This window comes from Pseudomonas sp. FeN3W (assembly GCA_030263805.2).
Classification (GTDB): domain Bacteria; phylum Pseudomonadota; class Gammaproteobacteria; order Pseudomonadales; family Pseudomonadaceae; genus Stutzerimonas; species Stutzerimonas stutzeri_G.
The window spans coordinates 735843-758031 of record CP136011.1 but is presented as its reverse complement, the minus strand read 5'-3'; the positions used below and the strand labels follow the sequence as shown (position 1 = coordinate 758031).

The 22189-nt window shown below is 49.6% G+C and carries 16 protein-coding genes and 19 tRNA genes; 7 read left to right on the top strand and 28 right to left on the bottom strand.

Annotation, left to right across the window (positions count from 1 at the left end; all coding sequences use genetic code 11):
* Positions 1 to 93: 93 nt before the first annotated feature.
* The 23 genes from P5704_027565 to P5704_027455 all read right to left on the bottom strand — a co-directional run bounded on the left by P5704_027565 (position 94) and on the right by P5704_027455 (position 8343).
* Positions 94 to 333: a hypothetical protein gene (locus P5704_027565; protein WOF81641.1), complete on the bottom strand. Its 240-nt coding sequence runs from the start codon at positions 331 to 333 to the stop codon at positions 94 to 96.
* 30 nt (positions 334 to 363) lie between these two features.
* A tRNA-Met gene (locus P5704_027560) sits at positions 364 to 439 on the bottom strand.
* 7 nt (positions 440 to 446) lie between these two features.
* Positions 447 to 523 (bottom strand) — tRNA-Arg (locus tag P5704_027555).
* A 323-nt stretch (positions 524 to 846) separates the two neighbouring features.
* Positions 847 to 920, bottom strand: a tRNA-Gly gene (locus P5704_027550).
* 286 nt (positions 921 to 1206) lie between these two features.
* Positions 1207 to 1283, bottom strand: a tRNA-Ile gene (locus P5704_027545).
* 177 nt (positions 1284 to 1460) lie between these two features.
* Positions 1461 to 1537, bottom strand: a tRNA-Arg gene (locus P5704_027540).
* Between the two features lie 5 nt (positions 1538 to 1542).
* Positions 1543 to 1616, bottom strand: a tRNA-Gly gene (locus tag P5704_027535).
* 14 nt (positions 1617 to 1630) lie between these two features.
* Positions 1631 to 1715, bottom strand: a tRNA-Leu gene (locus P5704_027530).
* Between the two features lie 487 nt (positions 1716 to 2202).
* Positions 2203 to 2289 (bottom strand) — tRNA-Val (locus P5704_027525).
* A gap of 39 nt (positions 2290 to 2328) precedes the next feature.
* Positions 2329 to 2413: transfer RNA gene (locus tag P5704_027520), tRNA-Leu, on the bottom strand.
* Positions 2414 to 2418: 5 nt separating this feature from the next.
* A tRNA-Thr gene (locus P5704_027515) sits at positions 2419 to 2494 on the bottom strand.
* Between the two features lie 451 nt (positions 2495 to 2945).
* Positions 2946 to 3479, bottom strand: a complete 534-nt coding sequence (locus P5704_027510) for a hypothetical protein (protein ID WOF81640.1) — start codon at positions 3477 to 3479, stop codon at positions 2946 to 2948.
* Between the two features lie 105 nt (positions 3480 to 3584).
* Positions 3585 to 3660 (bottom strand) — tRNA-Thr (locus P5704_027505).
* 392 nt (positions 3661 to 4052) lie between these two features.
* Positions 4053 to 4129, bottom strand: a tRNA-Pro gene (locus P5704_027500).
* 262 nt (positions 4130 to 4391) lie between these two features.
* On the bottom strand, positions 4392 to 4640 hold the full coding sequence (locus P5704_027495; GenBank protein WOF81639.1) for a hypothetical protein: 249 nt from the start codon (positions 4638 to 4640) through the stop codon (positions 4392 to 4394).
* A 286-nt stretch (positions 4641 to 4926) separates the two neighbouring features.
* A protein-coding gene (locus P5704_027490) for an IS3 family transposase (protein ID WOF81638.1) occupies positions 4927 to 6089 on the bottom strand; the annotation gives its coding sequence in 2 pieces (ribosomal slippage) (positions 4927 to 5834 and positions 5834 to 6089; 1164 coding nt in all).
* Positions 6090 to 6293: 204 nt separating this feature from the next.
* Positions 6294 to 6370 (bottom strand) — tRNA-Pro (locus tag P5704_027485).
* 56 nt (positions 6371 to 6426) lie between these two features.
* Positions 6427 to 6492: transfer RNA gene (locus P5704_027480), tRNA-Cys, on the bottom strand.
* 574 nt (positions 6493 to 7066) lie between these two features.
* Positions 7067 to 7159: transfer RNA gene (locus P5704_027475), tRNA-Ser, on the bottom strand.
* Positions 7160 to 7200: 41 nt separating this feature from the next.
* Positions 7201 to 7290, bottom strand: a tRNA-Ser gene (locus P5704_027470).
* Positions 7291 to 7509: 219 nt separating this feature from the next.
* Positions 7510 to 7586, bottom strand: a tRNA-Pro gene (locus P5704_027465).
* Between the two features lie 423 nt (positions 7587 to 8009).
* A tRNA-Ser gene (locus P5704_027460) sits at positions 8010 to 8101 on the bottom strand.
* A 153-nt stretch (positions 8102 to 8254) separates the two neighbouring features.
* Positions 8255 to 8343: transfer RNA gene (locus P5704_027455), tRNA-Ser, on the bottom strand.
* Between the two features lie 909 nt (positions 8344 to 9252).
* On the opposite strand from P5704_027455, the gene P5704_027450 reads away from it, so the two are divergent.
* Positions 9253 to 10506 (top strand): transposase, encoded by a 1254-nt coding sequence (locus tag P5704_027450; protein ID WOF81637.1) that lies wholly within the window; start codon positions 9253 to 9255, stop codon positions 10504 to 10506.
* A 503-nt stretch (positions 10507 to 11009) separates the two neighbouring features.
* Positions 11010 to 11303 carry a hypothetical protein gene (locus P5704_027445; GenBank protein ID WOF81636.1) on the top strand — a complete coding sequence of 98 codons (294 nt, stop codon included), beginning with the start codon at positions 11010 to 11012 and terminating at the stop codon, positions 11301 to 11303.
* 16 nt (positions 11304 to 11319) lie between these two features.
* Here P5704_027445 and tnpA read toward each other — a convergent pair whose 3' ends face one another.
* A complete protein-coding gene (gene tnpA, locus P5704_027440; GenBank protein ID WOF81635.1) occupies positions 11320 to 11745 on the bottom strand; it encodes an IS200/IS605 family transposase in 426 nt (141 codons plus the stop codon).
* 22 nt (positions 11746 to 11767) lie between these two features.
* Here tnpA and P5704_027435 point away from each other — a divergent pair, with 22 nt between their 5' ends.
* The 3 genes from P5704_027435 (at position 11768) to P5704_027425 (ending at position 14308) form a co-directional block, all read left to right on the top strand.
* The gene (locus tag P5704_027435) at positions 11768 to 13105 is read left to right on the top strand and encodes a transposase (protein ID WOF81634.1); all 1338 of its coding nucleotides are present in this window, start codon (positions 11768 to 11770) and stop codon (positions 13103 to 13105) included.
* A gap of 107 nt (positions 13106 to 13212) precedes the next feature.
* Entirely contained in the window at positions 13213 to 13635 is a 423-nt protein-coding gene (locus P5704_027430; protein ID WOF81633.1) for a hypothetical protein, read from the top strand.
* Between the two features lie 82 nt (positions 13636 to 13717).
* Complete coding sequence (locus P5704_027425) at positions 13718 to 14308, top strand: hypothetical protein (GenBank protein WOF81632.1); 591 nt, start codon at positions 13718 to 13720, stop codon at positions 14306 to 14308.
* Between the two features lie 50 nt (positions 14309 to 14358).
* On the opposite strand, the gene P5704_027420 is transcribed toward P5704_027425, so the two are convergent.
* A complete protein-coding gene (locus tag P5704_027420; protein WOF81631.1) occupies positions 14359 to 15882 on the bottom strand; it encodes a hypothetical protein in 1524 nt (507 codons plus the stop codon).
* Positions 15883 to 16185: 303 nt separating this feature from the next.
* On the opposite strand from P5704_027420, the gene P5704_027415 reads away from it, so the two are divergent.
* On the top strand, positions 16186 to 16716 hold the full coding sequence (locus tag P5704_027415; GenBank protein ID WOF81630.1) for a hypothetical protein: 531 nt from the start codon (positions 16186 to 16188) through the stop codon (positions 16714 to 16716).
* 48 nt (positions 16717 to 16764) lie between these two features.
* Positions 16765 to 17661, top strand: a complete 897-nt coding sequence (locus P5704_027410) for a nucleotidyl transferase AbiEii/AbiGii toxin family protein (protein ID WOF81629.1) — start codon at positions 16765 to 16767, stop codon at positions 17659 to 17661.
* Positions 17662 to 17730: 69 nt separating this feature from the next.
* On the opposite strand, the gene P5704_027405 is transcribed toward P5704_027410, so the two are convergent.
* The 3 genes from P5704_027405 to P5704_027395 form a co-directional block, all read right to left on the bottom strand.
* Positions 17731 to 18132, bottom strand: a complete 402-nt coding sequence (locus tag P5704_027405) for a ClpXP protease specificity-enhancing factor SspB (GenBank protein WOF81628.1) — start codon at positions 18130 to 18132, stop codon at positions 17731 to 17733.
* Positions 18133 to 18231: 99 nt separating this feature from the next.
* Positions 18232 to 18957, bottom strand: coding sequence for a 3'-5' exonuclease (locus P5704_027400; protein ID WOF81627.1), 726 nt, complete (start codon positions 18955 to 18957; stop codon positions 18232 to 18234).
* Positions 18902 to 22171 (bottom strand): filamentous hemagglutinin N-terminal domain-containing protein, encoded by a 3270-nt coding sequence (locus P5704_027395; protein WOF81626.1) that lies wholly within the window; start codon positions 22169 to 22171, stop codon positions 18902 to 18904. The genes P5704_027400 and P5704_027395 overlap by 56 nt, the downstream gene beginning before the upstream one ends.
* Positions 22172 to 22189: the final 18 nt, after the last annotated feature.

Here is a 22189-nt window from a genome sequence, read left to right as displayed (position 1 = left end):
CCTGATGGGTCGGCCACTTTGTTTTCGTATTCAAAGGGCTTGAGATTAAATCATTTCGATGACAAATAGCGCAAAAAAATTGCGCTGTATTTGTCAACGGCTGCGCCTTAGCTGTTTGAACTCCGAATAGACACAGGCCATTTCATAGTTGCTCACACCACTGGCCTTCCACCTGCTGATCACGCTTTCACCAACCAGTGAAATTTCTTCTTCGGTCAAATCAAGATTTTTCAGGGCTTGGTCAAAGCTGACTCGCCAATGTGGCTTGGATAATTGGAAAAGTGTAAATCCAATCATTAGGAGGGTAAATAAAATAATAGCGAAGGTTTCCACGAAACACCTAAACATAGAGAAGTTTTAAATTGGTTGTTGAGGCGGGGATCGAACCCGCGACACAGAGATTATGAGTCTCCAGCTCTACCTACTGAGCTACCCAACAATGAATTTGGCGCACGCGGCAGGATTTGAACCTGCGACCTATCCCTTAGGAGGGGATTGCTCTATCCAGCTGAGCTACGCATGCAGAAAGGTTTTCATGGCAGGAAGTGGTGTGCTTATACGCCAAAAGCCTGTCTTCTACCACCTGGTTGCAACCTCCAGCACTGATCACCATATAACCAGGTAAATTCAATCAGCACCCCCTTGCGGGATCGGATTCCTTGGGGTGTTACGCCCAAAGACGCAGTACGCATACATCCTCAGGTCTACCTTCTATTCACCCACCTAAGTGAGTGCCAAGTAGCTGCCGAAAACTTAAGCGCCAACTTTCGCGATTGCGGCGGGCTACTCTTTAAAGGATGGCTGCTTCTAAGCCAACCTCCCAAGTCCTGCCATGAAAACCTTAACTGGAGCGGGTAGAGGGAATCGAACCCTCGTCATCAGCTTGGAAGGCTGAGGTTCTACCATTAAACTACACCCGCAAAACTGGTATTCAGATAACTCCCAACTGGGGTTTATTTGAATACCACCCATTTCTGGGTCGTCTTCATTTCAAGCTGTGTTGCCGACATTTCAGGGAGCCTATTCCATCACGCCTGAATATGCCGTTAGTCGTGTTCAACCTTTCGGCAACCTTTCGCCTGCCTGGCTTGAAACTGGTAGCGAGAGCCGGACTCGAACCGACCTGAACTGGGATATGAGCCCAGTGGCATCACCTGACAGCCGATCTCGCAACAAACATTAAAACACTGTTGTAACTTGTTGATTTGGTGGGCCTGGAGGGACTTGAACCCCCAGTCAATCGATTATGAGTCGACTGCATTAACCAATTATGCTACAGGCCCTTTTAAACTTGGTGCCCGGTTACTCGCGTCCGGGCCGACACTCACGCCTTCGGGGTGTCAGGTGGGCTGACCTCTCGCGTACTTAAACGCGACAAGTGGTTATCAGCCATTTCACATTATGATAATTGCTTTCTGCGGTCAATAACATGGCCTGCAATTTAGCTTTTATCATATGTTTGGCGCATCCGGCTGGACTCGAACCAGCGACCATCCGCTTAGAAGGCGGATGCTCTATCCAACTGAGCTACGAACGCGTAATTGGAGCGGGTAGAGGGAATCGAACCCTCGTCATCAGCTTGGAAGGCTGAGGTTCTACCATTAAACTACACCCGCTTTAAATCTTAATTTGGTGCGCTCAAAGGGACTCGAACCCTTACACCTTACGGCACAGCCACCTCAAGGCTGCGTGTCTACCAATTCCACCACAAGCGCATAACTATTTGCTTTGACAGCTTGCCACAATTGCCTTGGCTTGCTGACTCGCTTTCACAAAATGCGGATTTCTAATGATTTCCATCGAATCAATAGAGATCCCGCCTTTGCTGCTGACCTTCAGTGTTTTTAGGCGCCTGATTGAATCAGCCAACTCTCTCTCACGCTGGGTTACCCGTCCGAACAATCGCATGGCTTCCCCTCAATGAACATCCCATAAGGCTTTCAGCCTGATCAGTGACCCCAGGTAATACCTGAAGTGCTGAAGCCTTATAGGCTGCTCACTTAACGCCATCAGCTTTATCAGCCTATGCGGCGAACAACTCACATAAAGAGCAGTGGCTCTACCCTTCCTGCCGTACCCTTGTATCCGGTTGCCAAACCAGAAAACCAATCATTAGCTGCGCTACAGGGTGAGTTACGCAACTACCTGGCTCATAGCTGCCAAGTTTTGTTTCATGAGGGCGCTCAGCGCCAACATGCAATCTGGGGTCAGTAGCGGGAGTCGAACCCACGTCCATGCGCTCGGGCGAACCGTCAACACGCTGCTCTTCACCAACTAAGCTATACCGACCATTACATCTTCATCATCCGAGAAATTGCCCGGTTAAAATGGTGCGCCCGGAGAGACTCGAACTCTCACATCTTTCGATACCAGTACCTAAAACTGGGGTGTCTACCAATTCCACCACAGGCGCAAATCTGGTGCCGGCAGCAGGAATCGAACCCGCGACCTTCTGCTTACAAGGCAGCTGCTCTACCGTCTGAGCTATACCGGCATTTGAGAAAGGCTCGGCTCGTTACGTCCAAGCAGCGGTATCCACCATCCCGCTTACTGCCCTACTCCTCGTGGAGCGGTAAATCCCGGCTACCCTCATATCTCCTTGCGCAAGCCTTACCACTTAAGGTTATGGGCTCCGGGATGGGCTTTTGAGGTCTTCTTTACACCGCAGGCGCGACTCTGCGATAACCATTGGCACCTTCGTTCAAGCGGAAGCTCGACAAGCTGGCTTTGGGATCCCCTTCTCTGCCTGACTACAGGCTTTCTTTCTCAACCATCAGCCACTTTGCTTTCGCATTGTCGCTGTTGATGGGTCTAGTATAAGGATGCTTTGACATCGTGTCAATACATACTTATTACTTTTATTCGATTTCGCCATGCGATTGCAAGGCCCAGCGGTATTCCATCTCACTGGATGCCCGACCTGCAAAATCGGAGCAAGGAGATGATCACATCGTGTTGGATTGCTCTACGCTGCGCTGACTCAACTCCCGTCCATAGCGAGCCACAACATCAGGATCCATCTCGTTAAGCTGCGCCTGCACCGTCATCTTGGGTTTGTCCGACAGCCACTCAATCGCCTGAACCCTTAGGTTGCTGGCCAGTTCTTTGCAAAATCCCATAGGCGCCTGGACTTTATTTGCTAGCACTTGGTGCATTAGGTCGGAAAAGCCTTTCACTGCATGGTATGAGCCAAAATCTGCGGTCTCGCACAAGAGATTCAGAGACCTTGCAAGATCGTGTGCAGAAAGAATCTCTGCTCGACGATCTCGATACTCGCACAAAACACTTTGGACAGCATCGCGGGTGCTGAAATTTCCTTGCTGATTCAGCTGAATGACGAACAACTGAACCATGCGATAGGCACCAGAATGCAGCAAGGCGGCATGGGTGTCTGTAGCTTGCCTGTTCTGATCAAGAATCTGAACGAATGGCGTAATCAGACGTAGTGCTTCTGAACGGGTTAGAGTCGTGGTAGGCATGAGGTGTCCTGGAGGCTGCTTTCGTATCAGTGTGACTGGCCAGAAGAAGCTCTGTCGACAATTTGATAGCAAAAAATGCTGCCCACTTTACCCGTTCGTAAGAGTTGGTGCCGACAGAGGGAATCGAACCCCCGACCTTCGCGTTACGAGTGCGCTGCTCTACCTGCTGAGCTATGTCGGCAATTAATCAAGAGCACAGGTTGGCTGCCACCGGCATTTAATCAGGCTCATGTTTTTACCTAGCGGGATTCTAACCCGCCTGCCTGCACCTATTACCCGCATTGCGCTATACCTGCGCCCCTGAATGCGTGTGGCTCAAAAAGAGCCTAGAAGGCTGCTTGACAACCTTCAAAATTAGTCCCGGTTACGCGCTCCGGGGTTACCGCTGAACTAAATCCATAATCCTGATAACCGATTCCCAGTCTTTCCTGGTGTCAACGGCTTTTCGCCTTCCGTCCTCGGCGATACGGCTGACCAGCAGCACTTACAATTCTTTAGGGCCGCGAATCATACACCAAATTCAGAGGAACGCAACGCTTACTTCACACAGAGATCCACTGATCACTGTTGGATTGGTCGGAGATGCAGGATTCGAACCTGCGACATCCTGCTCCCAAAGCAGGCGCGCTACCGGACTGCGCTAATCTCCGAAAATCATTTGAAAAGAATCTGGGGGATCATTTTCAAATGACACCTGTTTCCAGGGCATCTGGCGGACTCTTGACCATTTAAAACCCGCTCAAGCGGCAGGTCTTATGCTGGGTAATAGATACCAGCACGTCTGTTCCGTAGTGGTTTCGCTTTCGATGGTCGCAGCACCCGGTCGACTCGCCCGATCGCATCCATCAGCTCGTTTAGACCTCCCCTATCCAGCGATAGCTTCGGGGTGTTTATGAAGGGTCGAGCCTGGGCTCAATCCTGCAATTTTTGCGCATCCAGCCACACTTGCTTTCTCATCGCTTCGAGTGGCCTGGTCATCAGTTCCTGAAGACCCAGGTTGCCGAGCATGTTCTGAATGATCTCGGCAGCTTCTGAGGCGTCATTGATGTTGCCTGAAGCACTCAGATCATTGGCCACGCGCATCAACTGATCACTGCTGTGCTTAATCAAGGCAGCCGTGTTCATGATGGCTTCAACAGTTGGTGCTACATCGCATTTCATTTGAATATCCCTTAGAAGACGATACAGCGAAATAAGTGACGGTGTGAGGGAGTCGAACCCTCCTTAACTTCTTTAAGCAGGCCATTGGACTCGTGCCCTGCATTCACCTAAACATCCAAATCGCAGATGGTGTCCTACACCCGCTTTAAGAATGAATCAATGTCGAAGCTGCCCTGACCACCCTGGACGAACACCGCATCAAGCATGTTTCCTTACTACAAGCCCAGCCTTTACAGCAGCTGAGTGTTTGATTCTGCAACCGGTGCTGTATCTCCGGCTGTAGTGGTCAACCCATCCCGGACAGTGGGTTAAGTTTTTCTTCGGCCACCGCAGGCGGCAGCCCGTCGTTGAATTGATGCGGTCTGATCCAGTTGTAGCGATGCATCAGGTAATGGCTGATGTCTCGCTGAGCCTCCAAGGCTGTCAGATATCCAGTTGCTGGGATCCATTCCGACTTCAGGCTGCGGAACAGGCGCTCCATCGGCGAGTTGTCCCAGCAATTTCCTCGGCGGCTCATGCTCTGCTGCATCCGGTAGCGCCATAGCCGTTGCCGGAAGAGGCGGCTGGCGTACTGGCTGCCCTGATCCGAATGGAATAGCACCTGTTGTGGCTGGCCGCGTTGTTCGTAAGCCATGTCGAGAGCCTTAATCACTAGCTCAGCATCCGGCTTCGTGGAAAACGCCCAGCCAATCGTCCGTCGTGTGTACAGATCCAGCACTGCGGCCAGGTAATGCCAGCGACCTTGTGCCCAGACGTAGGTAATGTCGCCGCACCACACCTGGTTCGGGCGCTGGACTGCGAACTTGCGGTTTAACCGATTCGGGATATCCGGGCGCTCAACTGTGGCCTGCTTGTAAGCGTGCGAGCCCGGCTGCTTGCTGACGAGGCCCAGCTCACGCATCAACCGACGCACACGGAAACGGCCAATCGTCACGCCGTCCACGCGCAACATGCCCAGGATGCTTCGGCTGCCAGCCGAGCCTCGACTTTGGCTAAACAACTCGTTGACCCGGCTACGTAGCGCAACGCGACGAGCATCGACACGGCGACGTCGAAGGCGATGGGCGTAGTAGCACGACCGCGCCACATCGAAAGCTGAACAGACCACTTCTACCGGCTCCTGCTCACTCAACTGGTCTATCAGCGCGTACGATCGAGTTCGTCCGACATCAAGAGAGCGGTAGCCTTTTTTAATATCGCTTTCTCCCGTTCCAGCCGGTTGATCCGGGCTTCTAGCTCCTGAATCTTCTGCTGCTCGGGTGTCAGCGCCTTGCTCTTCGGCGTGACGCCCTGACGCTCGTCCTGAAGCTGTTTCACCCAGCGGCGCAATGCCGAATCCACGATGCCCAGCGAACGGCAGGCCTCGATATGGCTATAGCCTTGATCCAGAACCAAGGCAGCAGCCTCGCGTTTGAACTCGGCGGAAAACGTACGTCGTTGCTTGCTCATCGAACACCTCTTGATGGCGAGGATTTTCGCCTAAATCGGTGTCCGGGATCAGTAGACCACTACAGGCATCCGCTGACATGTTCAGTCCAAGCCTCTTAGTCAGCGACAGCGCGGGCCTCATTAAGGACGTGCCGTCTTTCGCGCATCAGCCTGCGCATTTACAGAATCGAACGTTTTAAGTCTTGCCATGGCAAAACCGTAAAATGGTCGGAGATGCAGGATTCGAACCTGCGACATCCTGCTCCCAAAGCAGGCGCGCTACCGGACTGCGCTAATCTCCGTAATCGTTAGCCTTAAGGCCTCATTGGTCTGAGATCTGGCCGGATGTGATCCCGGCATACATGAATGGATTTGAACCACCGACACAGAGCTTGCGGCCCCTGCTCTACCAGACTGAGCTACACACTCACGGTTTGTTCACCGGGCCTAGGAATCCCGTCACCATTTCGCTTAGCAAGCCACCAACTTGCATTCAGATCTCATTCCAATCACGCCTCGAACATGTTCCTTTACCGCCTGCTAATGCATTTGGAAATACCGAAGCTCGTCAAGAGAGCCTGTCTCTAACGTTTCAGGGGGTTGCGACCCTACCCCGTGCACGCAGTCTATCGGCATTTCCAGATGCATCCTCTCACAAGGTCTGCATTTGGGCGTGATCTCTCCGGCTGTGAACCCGGACTTGCGTAGATGGATTCGAACCACCGTGAGGAGCACTGCTCCTTGCTTTTTCCGCTAAGCTATACGCTACATGCTTTGTTTACCGGGCCTAGGAACTCCGTCACCATTGCACTTTAGCAGGTCACAATCCTGCATTCAGATCACGCTCAGATACTTACCTGGTTAACTAAAACGGGTTTGGTGTGTTGAGGATTCGAACCTCAGTGCACGGCGCGAAGTGCTAGACCGACTCAATAAGGGCCCATTCCCTTATACCCGGATTCGAACCGGTATCCCAAGCCAGGGGAGCACACCAAATATGGCGGGAAGTGTGAGATTCGAACTCACGGGGCCTCTTTCAAGACCCGCTGGTTTTCAAGACCAGAGCAATAAGCCAGCTCTGCCAACTTCCCGAAACTTTGCAACTAACACGCAACTTGCGAGTTATAAAATATGGCGGATAGGGTGAGATTCGAACTCACGGAAGAGTTTCCCCTTCGACGGTTTTCAAGACCGCAACCTTCAGCCACTCGGCCACCTATCCAGATTGAGAGTTACTATTCCACTCACAAGTCAGCTGACCCTTGGCTTCTAAGGAGTTTCCTCCTCCACCGCTCTTTCGAGACCGGGCCTACCATGCGGCTTTAATGACGTCACAAACAGGGCTGCTGGCCAAGCCTTGTCGTCAGCGTATTCTAGAACTACGCCGCCCTTCACCCTTACGGATGGATTTGCCCAAGACCAGAGGAACTTATGGCAAATGTGGTCGGAGATGCAGGACTCGAACCTGCGACATCCTGCTCCCAAAACAGGCGCGCTACCAGACTGCGCTAATCTCCGAAAATCAATGATGACCCAAATTCTGGGGTAGTGGGCACCGCCCTTACCATCGTCGTCCCACTAGGTTATCCCCACAACCCTAATGAACGCTTCGGCAATGATCGAGGCTGGTCATCATAATCTCTGACCGCTATCAGATAGCAATCAAATCTAAAATCCTGCAAGATCCCGAATTCCTTCGGTAACGGATTGAGCTGGCCCGATGATTCTTTCGATCCGCCAGACTTATGGTCTCTCACCATAACTGCCGCTACCAGGGCGGGACACGCCAGCTTTGTGTCGCATTGCTGCGATTATCTTGCATTGGTCGAGCTCATCCACGACATTTCGGGCCTAGATGCCCTGGTGCGGGACGGATGAGCTCGCCAATACAACCTCAATAGAGGGATTGGCCTGCGAACGATTGAATCGTACCGCAGAAATTGGCGGAAAGTAAGGGATTCGAACCCTTGATGCCCTTTTGGGACATACTCCCTTAGCAGGGGAGCGCCTTCGACCGACTCGGCCAACTTTCCAATGCAGCCCTGATCGCTCAAGGCCGCGTAAAAGTGAGGAAGGTAGTGCCAGGCACTTGGCGGCGCAGTCGAAACCGCGTGGCCCCTTCCTCGTTTAAAACTTCTCTATGTTTTTAAAGAGCAGTGATTTGTAATCAAACAAATCGGTGTAACTGGCGGATGGTAAAGGATTTGAACCTTTGTGCCCCGTATGGAGCAACTGCTTTCCAGGCAGTCCCGTTTAGCCGCTCCGGCAACCATCCAAAATCATTAACGCTTAAAACAAAAAACCCGGACATGGAGTCCGGGTTTAGGTCTTTCTTGACCCGGACAGCGCGTCCGGGTTTCGAACACGCATCATCACGCCTGTGAGGGCATAAGCCTTGTACTTCTCGGTAGGGATGATGATATCGACATGTTCGTGTTTCCGCTCAAATTCAGTTGATGAGTCCATATTAGCCATACCTTGGAGTGGTGTCAATAGGGGCGAATGAATTAATTCATCTTTTTTTTGGCTTCCACTGCTTCGGTCGGTCGAACAGCCTTGGGTAGCAGCCTCGGTGTTGTAGTGGAGCCCGCTGTGCTACTGTTTGGTGCAATCGGTTTTACCGGTTAGAGGCAGATGGCGAAGCGCAGGATCGATAGATTTCCACATGGGTGGTGTATACGGCGCGCAGACGGCACCATAGCAACCATCCAGCGGATTAAGGGACTCAAGCCAGCAGCAGCCTATAGACTAGCTGAGCAGAAGGCTGGATGGATGGATTTGAGCGCTCTTCCATCGACAAGGCACCGCAAGCCCTCCTTGGGTAAGATCCCTAAAGTTCAGTTTAACATACGCAGGAGCTTTCGCGGCCACGACAAGCCACTGGCCCGGCAGTGGAGCATCTACCTCTCCTTCATCCTGCCTCTTTGCAGTGTGATAGAAGGTGGCAAGCGTAAAATTCGCTGGTCTAGAGTTGGTGTTGGATCTCTGGATCAGTTGAGTCAAACAAAGGTTAACCAGGCGTGGAGGCGCGTCTATCAATTGCGCGGAGTACTCCATCCAGAGCGCGTAGCGTTTGGGTGGAGGTGAAAGCGCCAGCGCGGTAACGCGCTCGGGCTCTTGATTCTTCTCATTTACAAGTCCCGCTTAGATCACTATACTGTACAGGCATACAGGGAAAAAGTCCATGCAGTTAACCGAGCGCATCCTGATCAAGCGCAATGATCCGAATTACAATTCGGTTGCTCACTTGTGTCGTTCGGCGAAAACCCTTTTCAATTGTGGAAATTACCTGATTCGGCAGGCTTTTCTTGCCGGTGATCGGTTTGGCTGGATGCAGGCTGATCTCGCGCTGAAGCAAGGCTCGCATGCCCATCCTGCTTACCAGGCCATTCCAAATGCGATGAGCCAGGCTGTTTTGCGCAGGCTTGGCCAGGACTGGAAAGGCTACTTTGCAGCCCTAAGCGAATGGAAGAAGAACCCCGCCCGTTTCAAGGCCAAGCCCCGCATGCCTGGCTACGCCAGGCAAGCCAAAACGGCCTCGATGCCGTTTCAGCACTTAAGCTGTAGAGATGGTCAGATCCATTTCCCAAGCAAGACGGGGATTGCGCCTGTAAAGGTTCGCTGCTGTGTCGACCAGGCACTCAAAGCCAAAGGCGCTGACCAGATTATTCAAGAGATCCGCTTCGTGCCCCATGGCAGCTGCTATTGGCTCGAAGTGGTGTACGAGCAGGCCGCTAAACAGCAGGGCAAAAGCTCGGTGCTTTTGGATCGAAGTAAACACCTTTCCATCGACTTGGGTATCGACAACCTTGCCACACTGATCTCCGACCAGCCGGGTTTTCGCCCTGTTCTGGTCAATGGCAAGGCCATCAAGTCCGTCAACCATCTGTACAACAAGGACGCGGCGGCGTTACGCAGCAACAGGCATTGGCAAATACTCAAGAATAAGGCGGTGAGCCGCTTCTGCTGGATGAACGACCACCTGCACCGAGTCAGCCATTTCGTGATAGACCAATGCTTACAGTACGATATCGGTCGCATTGTGGTCGGCCTGAATCCTGACTGGAAACAGGGCGTTGGCATCGGTAAGGTCAATAATCAGAAGTTCGTCAGCATCCCGCATGCGCGCCTGATCGAGCAGATCAGATACAAGGCCGAGGTCTATGGAATCGAGGTGGTTGTCAGGGAGGAAAGCTACACCTCCAAGGCATCAGCCCTGGATCTGGATCGAATCCCGACCTATGGGCTGGCAGGAACTCGCAGCTTTACAGGAAGGCGATTGAAACGCGGCCTGTATCAGAGCAGCACAGGCTTATTGCTGAACGCTGATGTAAACGGCGCCTTGAATATTTTACGAAAAGAAATCGGTGATAGCTTCATGAAGTCGGTAGCCGATGAGGGTCTTGTCTTCAGGCCCAGACGAGTCACATTAGGATGACTCGCTTAGAAGTAGAAAACCTTGCGACTGTTTATCGCTCTGGATTTTCTACAAGCCCCCACTATAGCGCGAAGCGTTTAGTGGCGGGTAGTTGACGGCGTATGGGCATGGTCAACCTCACTTAAGGGGACTGTCGAGAATCAGGTCATTTTCCATATGGAAATTCCGGATAATATTGATTCTTACCTGGATCTGATCGATTACCCGAACCCCCATCTGTCTCTGAACTGTGGGGCGCCTTGGCTACGAAAAAATATCTGGGACAGACATCATGGCAAGACAGAATGAGAGGCTTGGCCGCGTATGATTTGCAAACCTCGCGCTATGGGTTTACTCAAAGAGCAAGGAATTCATGATGAGCAAGTCGATCTATTCGGGCGCTTGCGCCCGGTTTCGCCTTTGCTTTGCAAAGAATGATCGATTGTCTCAGTCCCCTGCCCCTGCCTTGCTGGATTGCTTTGAGTTTAACTTGCTATAATTAAAAGAATAAAAGGTAAATAATCATGTTCAGTCATATTGACAGCTGGCGAGCTAGCCTCGCACTGCAAATAAGTAATTTCTTCATGTTTCGCGGTCATCATAAAGACTATTACTCACAACGCTTAAGCAATTGTCTAATGGATGATCTTAATCTCATTAATATTGATGACGCCGGAATACAGTCTTTAATTAAATTTTGCGGGTTTCCTTTAGAAAGAGCCAGCGAGATTACCATCGACGAGCTTTTTATATCACTTCAAGATCGTGAATTTGATCAAGATTTTAGCGCCGCATACTACGTTTCATGCGCAGCATGATACGCTAGTCTAGGCGCTATCCGAGCTTGCGAGGATCATCTTGGTTTTCGATGTACTTCAGCAAGGTTTCGATATTGGCTCTGCCGCCGACACTGATTAACGCGTAGGCGTGATTCCAGAAATAGGGCTTCCAATAATAGGGCGCCAGCTCTTCCGCAAACTCCTGCCGCATTTTGCGTGCCGTCACCGATTTCAGGTTCTTCACCAGGTCTGACAATTTGGTGGTCGGTGCTGTTTCGAACAGTAGGTGTACGTGGTCACCTTCACCACCAAATTCCACCAGGCGACCATCCCATTTGACCAGCAGGTCGCCAAATAACTCCTCCATGCGCATTAGCATGGCTGAGTTCAGGCACTTGTGCCGATACTTCATTACCAACACCAAATGGTAATAGAGCCTGTAAGCACTGTGATTGACGGTTTTAAGGCTTGAAATCTCCACGCACTCCACCCATAATTCAAATATGGCAAAGGCAATTATACGCACGGATAAGTGGCCGCTTCAAGCCACCGCCGAACAGCAGAGATTGGCTCAGCTCACGGTCATTGAGTACCGTGCTTATTGCCGCGCCCTGTGCATTGTCATCCTCAACAACTGGCCCAAGTTGGCCAATGAGCCTGCGTTCATGCCTGCCGTTGAGCGGCTGATGCATCCGACCACGAAAAACCCTCAGCCCAAGCATCAGTATTTCAATAATCGCTTTTACAAATTCCCATCTTATCTGCGTCGTGCTGCCATTAATTTTGCGTATGGCCAAGTCTCGTCGTACATGAGCCGCTATAGCGATTGGCTCGATGGTAAGCGTAAGCATGCACACGCCAAGCCGCCTGTATTCAACCCCGTTTCTGGCTGTTATCCAGCGTTGTACCGAGGTCAGCTGTACAAGCTCGACGACACGTTCAAAACTGCCTCACTCAAGCTGTGGGATGGTAAAGAGTGGTTGTGGCACCAGATCCCTATTAAAGCAACGCGTCAGCGCCATACCCAGGGTGAATTAAAATCCCCTTCGCTGATCATCGGGAAATCGATTCATCTCTCGGTGCCAGTGTCGTTGACACCGGCGCGTCTGACCAACCGTCAACGGGTATTGGCGGTGGATATCGGCATCAACACCCTGGCAACGGCCAGCGTGGTGACTTCATCCGGCACTGTGACTGCGCGTGGATTTTTCCACCCCGCAGCCGACATAGACCGGCGTAACCAACGGGCGAATACCATTCGCCAAAAAGCGCGTAAAACCGCTGTACTGAGCAAGGGATTCTGCAAAGGCCATTACCGTAAGGCCCGGCATATTAACGAGCAGATCGCGCAGCTGACTTCCCGTCAGCTGGTCGACTTTGCCCGTGAACACCAGGCTGACACGATAGTGCTGGAGCACTTGAAAGGCTGGCGCCCGCAAGGCGGGCGCAAGCGTTCAGCGCTGAAGCAAAAGTTCCATCAATGGCTGCACCGCAGGCTTGCTAACCTGATCGAGATGAAGTTTGTCGAGATGGGTGGGAAGGTGGTGTATGTGTATGCCAGAGGAACGTCTTCCTGGGCCTATGACGGCTCTGGAAAACTCAAGCGCGACCCTAAACAGTACGAACTGGCAACCTTCAGCACAGGCAAAAAATACAACTGTGATCTGAATGCCAGTTACAACATTGCGGCCCGATACTGGGCCATGGTGTTAAAACTGACTCACCGAAAGGATGATCAGGCTGCGAAAGGCCAAAGTTCCTGCGCAGCACCGAGAATACCGGTGACGCTCTCGACCCTCTGGGGAACGAAGAGCAGATACCCCTTATCATGCGCAGCATGATGAGTGGGAGTATTCATATGTGGCTTGATAGTCGTATGGCTGCGCAGGCGTTTATTAATGAGCTGCTAAACATCCAGGCCGAAGGCAATGACCTCAGGATGGTTGACATGGCAATGCAATACATTGGGTGTAAAAAAATAACAGAATCTCTTAAGTATGCTCTCAATGAATGCCATGTAAATCCTGATGATAGGGGGCTGGGGGGATCTTCATGCTATTCAGTAGTCATACTTCAAGCAATATACGATGACTCCGAAGGTGGTCAGGATTTTTACAGAATTGAACACAGTGACCCCGTGTATCTAAGCTCTTCTCTGCGTGGAGCTGTGGCTGGAGTTTGCTCTCTCCTTGGCGATGATAGTAAAATAAATATATCAGATTTCATTGAAATGACCATTCAACTCAATGGGGAAGATGTAATGCAAATACATGTTAAAGTTAATGGTGATCGAAACTTTGATGCAAACTGGGGGGGGAAGCTAGAGATGGTAATGGAGAGGCTCTTGAGGGTGATTATCTACTTTCGCTAGTCCCGGCAAGGGAGCTGGCCCGCGCAAAGCGCAATCTTGTTTCCTCACATCTAGCAGTATGACAATTTCAAGTGGTTTGATAATGACTCATTATGATTATAAAAAGCTGTACACCTTATTTTACACAATTGAGTCTGTAGATACTGCGAGATTCGAAGATGGCCTGGCAGAGGCTCTTTCGAATCGGAGTTATAGTCGTCTGGATCTGTTGGAAGATATTAGAAGTGCGCTCAATATACACAGAGAGTCAGTGGATCAAAACCCGACCAATTTTGACAGTGAAATCCCTGAATTAATTGCCAGTATTCGAGAGAAAGCAAGAATATGTGTAAAGCTTGGGCTTCAAAATGATCTGGTTAAAATCATTCTGACAGAATACTGCGAAGTTTGGTCATTCGATGCGCGGCTGATTATGCAGAATGATTTTCCCAGGGCTGTTTCGATCATCATGGGTAATATCTCTGATCTGGCAAGGCAAGATTATACGAAGATCATCACTAGCTCATTTGCTTTAGGGCTAATTGAAAATGTAAGTCTTGAAACCCTTCGGGAAGCGAAACTAAGGCCTCTTAATATCAAAGACTTTCATAAGTTAACAGATCGCAAAGACGTGCTGTCTTTACTAAGTCACGAAAACAAAAAACGTGTTGCAAGTGACGAGCTTGGCCTTTAAGGCTTGAGGGGGTGACTCTCCACCCCCTGACTACAAAAATAAAGACCAAATTATATATTTAAATCACTTTCTATAAATTTCCTGTTGAAATTCTTAGATGATTTGACATTTATTCCGCCAGCCAATAAGGCTTCCCGAGTTGCGCCGAATGAAATAGCCTTCTTAATTCTTGCGGGCGTATTCAAGATGGGCTTCAGATCGACTATCCTCATGTCAATGATTTGCCGAAATATTTTCGGGTTTTCAAAGGTGTTTGAGTGGCTCATGTCCCTTCTGGAAGAAATGCCAAGCTCTAAGCACTTGCCGAGAAAGCCGGTTTTCCCCAGCGCGCCAGCAATCCTGATCGATTCACTGTAAGCATCCGCATTATTCTCCATCGATGTGAACAATCCTGTTTGCTCTGGCTCCCCTGGAATCAGATAACCATTTTCATAGAAGACTTTGGCAACTCTACTTGACCGTAGCGCAGGATTAAGGATGTCAGATCCGATGACTCCCCCTAGGCCTCTTTTGACAAAGGCTTCGTGCAGTGATTCTGCGATCCTCAAAAGCATTTGTATATGGTTTTCACGGTTACCGATTGCGGGGGATTGTGATCTGATTTGAAAGCACTGTTTTGCAGTTTGCCGAATCTGATCAGCGCTGCAATTGCTCTTTAGCAGGTAGTCACAAAATATTGAGGGTTTGTCTAGGGATATTGCTAGAGCTCCAGTCCATAGCGGCTTAAGCGGCGTATCGTGCATTTTTGAATGTAAGGCAATACTTTCTTCGACTGAGTAACCACAAAAATCAAGCGTCTGATAGACGCTATGCATCTCAATCCCTTCAATAAGATAAGGAGCGACTGGCTTTTCACCAATCCAACCTGGGAGCCTATCTGTTATTGTTTTGAAATAGTATTTAAGATGAGCAATGTCTTCTTTGCTCAAGCTGGAAACTTGATATGACCACAGCACTTGCCTCAAATGATTGAGACCGGCATGAAGGGTCTGCTCTGCGTCAATGGAGGAAACATCCATTTCAAATGCATCGATAAGCTGGTCAAATGACTTCATTCGTCCAGCTATAGATACAATGAATGTCGGTGATAGCATCAGCAGGTGAGCAAGCTTGCTGCTAGTGCTATCAACGCCGATAGCACTTGGGTGAAGATGACCATAGCTAGGCATCCCTGCAACTTTATCACTGAATGAATCAAGAATATCAGAGTGAATCTGCATCTGCTCTGTTGATGGCACGTTTCCGTTCGCGAGCAAGAAAGTGCAAATTGGGGAGATATTTCTTACTATCCATCGCGGATTTGGACTCCTGATCGACCCAATATAGTCGATATCAACAGGGTTGATGCCTTTTTCAATCAATAAGGTTGATGCTTCCAAATGTGATTGAGGATTTTTTTCAATTTTTATTTCACTCAAAATGTCCATATAAAAATCAAACAATGGTTTGTATTTATTTGAGGCGTCAGAGTGGCTGGAATTTTTGATAATTTGCATACTGATAGGCTCGTCATTTTCCAGAGAAAATGAATGCCTGCGGGAAAGTTTCTTTAATAGAGCTATTACAGATTTCATGATGACCTCTTTTTCATAGTATTTCATGAGTGCAAGCAAGAAAGCCAACCCCAGCACTAATCCATCTTTTTTGATAATAAAATGCTTAGCGATAGGAAAAAGCTACTAGGATGGGATCCCTTTCGGTGTCAATCGTCAAGACCTGGCCTCAGCTATCGAGCCAGGCAAGCTCAGCACAAATCCATCATAAATGATAATTTTGTGTTGACAATGGCGCTAGAGGTGAGTATAAACATAGTCATCAAAAATGATTCCTTTGTGTCGACCTGGGTGGGTTTGGTACATGATGCGGCAGAGGCCTAAATGAACCGTACAGAATTGACAAAGCACTGCAAGGCCCTGGCTAAGAAGGGGGTTTGGTGTATCCCTGAGGCGGCCTTATGGGCGCTCTCTGGTTATCCGGACAAGAAGTATTTGCGCGTAGCGCTCAATCGCCACGTCAAATCTGGATGGATTGAAAAGATTGCTCCCAAGCTTTACCTGAATCCTCATTGCGATGCGCCCATGAACGCAGCCTATCGCCTGGCTAACTTTCTTCGCCCGCATGATACGTTCTACATGAGCCTTGAGTCAGTGCTTCATGAAAGTGATTGGATCAGTCAGATTCCCTCCTGCCTAACCTTCATCACTAACGGTCGCAGCTATGTTTTTGAGACCCGGTTCGGAAGGATTCAGTTTGTCCACACAGAAGAGGATCCACTCTTGTGGAAAGAGCATCTGAGCTACGTTCCTGACAGGCAGGTGTGGGAGGCTTCGCCCGAAAAGGCATTGGAAGACTTAAAACGGTACGGAAAGAACCTGGATTTGGTAATTCCCGCTGAAGAACGTGAATGACATTTATTGTTGTCTTGTTTTAAGATATAGGTATAAGAGGGTTTTATCATGACACTTGCTTTTAGTCAGCTTGTTACAAACGCGCAAAGAGAGAATGAGGAAGATCCTTCTGGTTTCGCTACCGCGAATATCACGAAGGAACTCTTGCACTACGACATTTTGAAAGCGTTTAGTGAGAGTGACATCAGTCCAGAGGTCACCTTGCAAGGCGGGTCTGCCCTCAGATTGTTCTATAGCGGTCAGCGCTACAGTGAGGATCTTGACTTTGTAATTGGGGCTGGCGATCACAAAGGATTTGTCATTGATGAGGCGGTAGAAATCCTGAGGTCTCAGATCATGGATCGCTATGGGCTGAACTTGGAGGTCAAAGAGCCCGCCAATGAATTTGGTGAGGCCAGTGTCAAAAAATGGGAGTTCCGCATTGATATTCCCGGTTTTCATAAAAAACAGATGGTCAAGGTGGAATTCTGCAACGTGCCGTCACATGACGCTGAGCGTAAAATTGTTGTTCCTCGATACAATTTTCTGAATGACTCCCATCATTCAATCGTGATGCAGGTAGAGTCGGAGCGCGAAATTCTGGCAGATAAGTTGATGGCTGTTGCCAGTCGACGATATTTGAAGGGCAGAGATCTGTGGGATCTAAAATTCCTGGCTGACAAGGGAGTTAGGCCTGATTTGGCATTGGTTATGGAGAAGGTGCGCGACTATCATGCTAAAGACATGTCCGAGCGACTAAAGGGCTCCCTGGAGCGTCTTAAGGATGCAAAGGCTCCACAAATCTTCATGGACGAAATGACAAAGTTTCTATCATCGTCGGCGCTTAAGAAGTTGTATGAAACTGATCCACCAGGAATCGAATTCATCAAATTCGCGATTTCTCAGATGGAAGTGCTTCAGCGTAAGGTTGATCGCGCTATTAGTTGCGATGGCCCATCTCTTTAATTTTTAGCTTATGAAAAGAAAAGCCCCTGCATGGGGCTTTTTGCATACAAAATATTAAGTTTAAATCGCTTATTTAACGAGCTTAAGGCCTGGGCGAGCAGTTTTTTCACTTTCTGGCTTAAACATTTTTGAATAATCCATTTTAAAGACAGCTCCATCACCTGTCTCCTGTGCATGAATCCCCTCAATGGCATCAGTTGGGATTTTGACGTAGTAGGATACGCCTGAGAAGCGAGTATGGAACGATATAAGCTTTCGTTTTACATCAAACTGAAGGCCGGATGTGGCAACTGGGCCGATATTTAAAATGATCCGATGCTCAATATCCCCAGGCTTTCCCTTGAGTGACTCAGGGATACAAACTTCAGGGAAGCCAGTGGCTACAATCAGTCGGGGTGACATGTTGTTATCAATGATCCAATCATAAGAAGCCTTGATCATATAAGGTTTGAAATCTGTCATGTCACTCATAGAACCTCCACAGTTACGCTCAGTATAATAAAGCATTCCCTTTAAAGCAATGGCCTGACTGCGTATAAAACGAATAGGCTTGGACTAAGCGCATTGACGCTACGGAGAGGGGTCGCAGCTAACATCCGTAGTTGAGTGTCTTGAGTGCTCAATCCCGAAGATGATTTTGGCAAGCTTAACTGTATTTCTTGCGTCGTCCAGGGCGTTATGCCGAGTGCCCGTAAATTCCATGTTTTGTTTAAACATGGCTAGACCAATGCCGGGCGCTTTCTTTCGCTTGATAATCCCTGCATGCATTAATGCGTATTCATCTTTGAGATTTAGATATGGCAATTCAAGGAAGTCAGGTTTTCGTGTCTTTAGCATTTCGACATTTCTAAGAAACTGACGCTTGTCGTATCCGCCCCAGCTTCCCCATTCAATAATATTTCCGTATTTTTTCTCTGATTCAGAAATCCAGTTATCTAGTTTCTCTTGAACAACGCTATATGGGTCAGCGTTATCTACTTGATCCTGGCTAATTCCAAGGAATTCTGTGCAGAAGGGGGTAAGGGTAGGTTGTATTTCTGGTTTTACAAGCTCATAAAACTCATCAACGATGTTGCATTTAGCGTCCACTAGGCATGCGCCAATTGAAACTATTTCGCTTCTTTTTAAATCGAATTCTGGTGATCTTTGGTCAGCACAAGTTCCCTCAATATCAATAATTACTCTATATGAATTAGAGGAAGTAGAAACAGGCTCCCTGCGGGAGCCTGTTGAATCAGCATTAAGCGTCTTTACATTTCTCAAGCGTTCCGCTTGCTGTTTTGCAGTCATTTTCATCAGATTCTTCATGGCTGGTGTTTTCATCGTATCCTATAATAATAACCGAGCCTTCATCGCTGTTTCCAGCTGAATCAGATTCATCTGATCCATCGGGCGAAATAACAATCACCCCGCCATTATTTTCATCTGAATGGCTGGCTCCACCATTGCTACTGTCCGATTCTCCTCCATTGTTCGGATTAGTCGTATCGTTTGGCGCATTAGGTTCGATTCCATCTCCCTCGCCCGAATTGGTTTCGTCTCGATCATTAGTTTTTCCGTCTTCATCCTCTGGCGAAATGATGATGACCCCGCCAGGGTTGCTTGGATTTACGCCTTCAGTCGACCCTGGATTAGTGCCTTCTGATTGCTCACCCCCATTGTTATCTCCATTACTGGATCCTGGGGCGCTATTGTCAGGATCTGAGCCGAAATCAGGCAAGTCAGAATCGATATCGGGTGGCAAGCCATCCCCAGGAAGACTTCCGTAGTCTGGATTCGGAAGGCCATCATCACCTATGCCCGGTATAGATCCTTCTTCTCCATCTGCCTCACCACCGCTTCCAGTGCCAGGCTGGGAAGTGCCTCCTCCAGATCCAGGGCCTGGGGTAGTGCCATCATTTCCACCGTCAGGCCCGCTTCCATTATCAGGATCCGTAGAGCCCTCGTCTCCACCAGCCCCACCACCGTCGCCGGGGTTGGTTGTGCCTGTGTCGCCGCCAGTGCCACCCCCATTCCCCGGATTGGTTGTTCCAGTGCCGTCGCCGTCTCCTGGGTTGGTTGTTCCGGTGTCACCGCCAGTGCCAGTTCCAGGGGTTGTTCCGCCTGTATCACCGCCATCGCCGGGGTTGGTTGTACCAGTGTCTCCACCAGTGCCAGTTCCAGGGGTGGTTCCGCCTGTGTCACCGCCGTCGCCTGGATCAGTACCACCTGTGTCTCCACCAGTGCCAGTTCCGGGGGTGGTTCCACCTGTATTGCCGCCATCACCTGGATCAGTGCCAACAGTGTCACCGCCGTCTCCTGGGTTGGTTGTTCCGGTGTCACCGCCAGAGCCAGTTCCAGGGGTGGTTCCGCCTGTATCACTGCCATCGCCGGGGTTGGTTGTACCAGTGTCTCCACCAGTGCCAGTTCCAGGGGTGGTTCCACCTGTATTGCCGCCATCACCTGGATCAGTGCCAACAGTGTCACCGCCGTCTCCTGGGTTGGTTGTACCAGTGTCTCCACCAGAGCCAGTTCCAGGGGTGGTTCCGCCTGTATCACTGCCATCGCCGGGGTTGGTTGTACCAGTGTCTCCACCAGTGCCAGTTCCAGGGGTGGTTCCGCCTGTGTCACCGCCGTCTCCTGGGTTGGTTGTACCAGTGTCTCCACCAGTGCCAGTTCCGGGGGTGGTTCCGCCTGTATCACTGCCATCGCCGGGATTGGTTGTACCAGTGTCTCCACCAGTGCCAGTTCCAGGGGTGGTTCCGCCCGCATCACCGCCATCGCCGGGATTGGTTGTGCCAGTGTCTCCACCAGTGCCAGTTCCAGGGGTGGTTCCGCCCGTGTCGCCCCCAGAGCCAGGATCTGTTACTCCAGTATCACCTGGATCAGTAGGACTGGTTCCGCCTGTCCCATCATCGCTATCGCCAGACCCCTCATATGGGCCGATCCATGTGACTGAATCGAAGTCTTTTATTACGCCGGATGATTCTCCGGGCTCTGATGGGACACTGACTCCGTCAGCGAAAGCTTGCTCGTTCTCATAGAGCCCGCCTCCAGAAATGGTGGTCTTATTGAAATCAATCAGTATTTGACTTTCATCGGTTTGAAATTCAGCAGCTTCTGTTGAGTTCTCGTCGTAATACTCACGACCAGCTGTCTCAAAACTACCTTGAACACCTGAATCTATGATCACAACACCAGAGCTTTCTACATCCAAAGAGGAGTGGTCGGTGCCAATTTCCACAGGCTTTCCATTGAGAGACTCCAGTTTTGTGCTTTCATTGGCCTTGATAATGATGTCCGACGACGGCATGTAGATCTTTGTGTTGGTAAGGTTGAGCTCGCCATTCTTGTCGGCGTCAGTAAACTCGACAGTAGTTTCCACCATCATTCGAGTATTACTGATGTTGATGGTTCCGCCTGTTCCGCCTTCGGCAGTACTAAAAAACACCTGGTTTAGTGGAGAGGCTGTTTCCTCTTCCTCAACTGGAAATCCCCATTCCTCATCTACAGCAAGTCCGCCACCACTATTAAGGAGAATATCCCCGTTGTTAATCTCAAGAACGCCGCCCTCGTCAACGGTTGCAATGATTTCACCCGCTTGAGCATGGTAACGGAGATTATTAAGTGTAAGCGTTCCCTCACCTTGTGTGATATGCAGGGTTCCATTGTCCATTTCGACAGCACCCACATTTCCCTTTGCCTTATGGAAGTGTATGTTGTTCTCGTCCTCTTCAATGTATGCCTTGAGAAGCCCTATGTCGGTTTCTCCTGTTATTTCAAGGTTTTTCACTAACGAGGATTCAAGATTTTTAGCAGTGACATCCTCAAGGACAAGGGTGGTGTCATTAATAGCAGTTGTGACGATTTTTGCATCGCTTTGGAAATTTAATCCGCCTGCCCTAATAATGGGGCTTGTACTAGGTAGCTCAACGGTCGCCTGGCTTCCGCCGATCAAGAAATTTCCGTGATTCTCACCCTCGCTATCCTCAAGCACGACTGTAAGCGTTTGATCCTTATTTGCATTCCCAGAAACATCTCCATAAACACGATTACCTTGCGTTGATATTCGCAATTTACCGTCTGAAGTAAAGCTAACGTTGTCTTTTTCAGTCGCAAAAAGGCCAGTAAAGGCCCCTGATGAGTCTGAAATTCCGTTTGGATTCACAAGGAATAACTTTGCACCGCCGTGATTAACAGAGCCTTCGATAATGGATTTGTTGCCTGAGTTGTCAAAGTTCAGAACAGCAGAGTTCGAAAGTCCAGGCTTGAAATTCACCGTTGCTTCACTTCCAACATTAAAACCATTGCCGTTCCAATTAATGACACTATTTCTATTGGTCAAATTAATGTCTAGAGAAGCTGGGCCTTTCGGGGCAAAACCTACTCCTGCCCCCGACGCATTAATGTGGTCTGGAAGTGTCGTCGGCGTAATTAGTGGTGCTTCTTGAGCAGCAGATGATGAGATTTGGAAGGGATTGGCGATTGATAGACAAATAAACAACGCCAGGGGTTTTAGCCTGAAATTCATGTGCACACCTTTTTATTT

Bases quoted from the DNA above. Each gene is read 5' to 3' on its own strand.
- P5704_027435 (WOF81634.1), top strand. From the start codon at position 11,768: ATGGCAAAGGCAATTATACGCACGGATAAGTGGCCGCTTCAAGCCACC.
- P5704_027410 (WOF81629.1), top strand. From the start codon at position 16,765: ATGACACTTGCTTTTAGTCAGCTTGTTACAAACGCGCAAAGAGAGAAT.
- P5704_027445 (WOF81636.1), top strand. From the start codon at position 11,010: ATGTTCAGTCATATTGACAGCTGGCGAGCTAGCCTCGCACTGCAAATA.
- P5704_027415 (WOF81630.1), top strand. From the start codon at position 16,186: ATGAACCGTACAGAATTGACAAAGCACTGCAAGGCCCTGGCTAAGAAG.
- P5704_027395 (WOF81626.1), bottom strand. From the start codon at position 22,171: ATGAATTTCAGGCTAAAACCCCTGGCGTTGTTTATTTGTCTATCAATC.
- P5704_027510 (WOF81640.1), bottom strand. From the start codon at position 3,479: ATGCCTACCACGACTCTAACCCGTTCAGAAGCACTACGTCTGATTACG.
- P5704_027425 (WOF81632.1), top strand. From the start codon at position 13,718: ATGACTCATTATGATTATAAAAAGCTGTACACCTTATTTTACACAATT.
- P5704_027420 (WOF81631.1), bottom strand. From the start codon at position 15,882: ATGAAATCTGTAATAGCTCTATTAAAGAAACTTTCCCGCAGGCATTCA.
- P5704_027400 (WOF81627.1), bottom strand. From the start codon at position 18,957: ATGAAAATGACTGCAAAACAGCAAGCGGAACGCTTGAGAAATGTAAAG.
- P5704_027405 (WOF81628.1), bottom strand. From the start codon at position 18,132: ATGAGTGACATGACAGATTTCAAACCTTATATGATCAAGGCTTCTTAT.
- P5704_027495 (WOF81639.1), bottom strand. From the start codon at position 4,640: ATGAAATGCGATGTAGCACCAACTGTTGAAGCCATCATGAACACGGCT.
- P5704_027430 (WOF81633.1), top strand. From the start codon at position 13,213: ATGGCAATGCAATACATTGGGTGTAAAAAAATAACAGAATCTCTTAAG.
- P5704_027450 (WOF81637.1), top strand. From the start codon at position 9,253: ATGCAGTTAACCGAGCGCATCCTGATCAAGCGCAATGATCCGAATTAC.